The following is a 1,088-nucleotide window of genomic DNA, read 5'->3' on the forward strand; positions in this document are numbered from 1 at the left end:
CCTACAAAATGGGCCTATGGGCTTCCCAAAAACGCAATGATCTGCTCTATAAATCTCACCGCAAAGACGCAAAGAGCGCAAAGAAAAGAAGGAATCTGCTCTATAAATCCAACGCAAAGACGCCAGGGCGCAAAGGTGCAAAGGAATCTGCGTGCGGAGCCTGCGTGCATCTGCGTCCTGATTTTTATCCATCAGGGTGTATAGCGTTCATGTTGTCTGCGCGTTACCTATCGAGCGTCATCAACACCCGCTTTGCCTCCTCAGGCAGTTCCACGGGGACAAACATGGATGCCGGATAGAGATATCCGTCTACTTCTGACATGTCCTCGTCGATGATGCGAAGCATATGACGGGATTCAGCTTCTGGATCGGGCAGTTTTCGATATACCTTGCCGACAATTAGACTTGCCGGATTGCCCTCATTGTTGATACAGAGAACGAATTCATTCATTGGATTACCTTCTTGATCTTGAAATCTCTCCGGCCTATGCCGTGTGCTTCATACCAGTGTATCTCAGCCTCACAGATTTCACCGTTCGGTAACTCGACTGTGGCGATCCCCTTCATTTTGCGCCACCGCCCCCGGCCGTAAGTCCGTTCTAGATGACGTCGGATATATACTCCCCGGCCCGACGCAATGGTTTCGATCTCCCTGATTTCGTTCAGAATTTTGAACTTTGGCATCATCTTTCGCCAGGGTGAGATTTTTGACGACTCTTTGTATCTTTCGAGCACCTACTACCCAGATGCGCTCCCGATTCCCGATTGTAAGTCTCGTGTGGGACGCGAGTCAAATGGAACGTGCAAGTGCAGTTTGCAACCGCACGACCCTTCGAACTCAGTCCAAAGTCCTCAGTCCGAAGTCCTCAGTCACCTTGTCACCTTGTCACCCTGTCACCTTGTCAATCTCCCAATCTCCCTGTCTCCTCTTCTCCTTGTCAACAATACGCGACGCGTCAGGCGCCATGAGCCACACCTGAAATGTGCTTCCCCGTCCCTTCCCCTGGCTGGTGACGGTGATCTCCCCGCCGTGGGCGTGGACGAGGGCCCGGGCGATGGCCAGGCCTAGGCCCGCGCCGCCTGTGTCC

Annotated in this window: 4 protein-coding genes; 1 reads left to right on the top strand and 3 read right to left on the bottom strand. The window is 52.9% G+C overall.

Going from position 1 to position 1,088, the window contains the following annotated elements:
* Positions 1-204: hypothetical protein (locus tag D6694_14805; protein ID RMH35295.1), on the top strand; the 204-nt coding region annotated here is incomplete at its 5' end.
* Positions 205-223: 19 nt separating this feature from the next.
* Here the strand turns inward: D6694_14805 and D6694_14810 are convergent.
* From D6694_14810 to D6694_14820, 3 genes are all read right to left on the bottom strand, one after another.
* Entirely contained in the window at positions 224-451 is a 228-nt protein-coding gene (locus D6694_14810; GenBank protein ID RMH35296.1) for a hypothetical protein, read from the bottom strand.
* Positions 448-687: a hypothetical protein gene (locus D6694_14815; protein RMH35297.1), complete on the bottom strand. Its 240-nt coding sequence runs from the start codon at positions 685-687 to the stop codon at positions 448-450. Before D6694_14815 ends, D6694_14810 begins: the two co-directional genes overlap by 4 nt.
* A 199-nt stretch (positions 688-886) precedes the next feature.
* A partial coding sequence (locus D6694_14820; GenBank protein RMH35298.1) for an ATP-binding protein occupies positions 887-1,088 on the bottom strand: 202 nt, incomplete at its 5' end.

The organism is Gammaproteobacteria bacterium (assembly GCA_003696665.1).
GTDB lineage: Bacteria > Pseudomonadota > Gammaproteobacteria > Enterobacterales.

Excerpts from the sequence above, each read along its gene's own strand:
- D6694_14810 (RMH35296.1), bottom strand. The coding sequence starts at position 451 with ATGAATGAATTCGTTCTCTGTATCAACAATGAGGGCAATCCGGCAAGT.
- D6694_14815 (RMH35297.1), bottom strand. The coding sequence starts at position 687 with ATGATGCCAAAGTTCAAAATTCTGAACGAAATCAGGGAGATCGAAACC.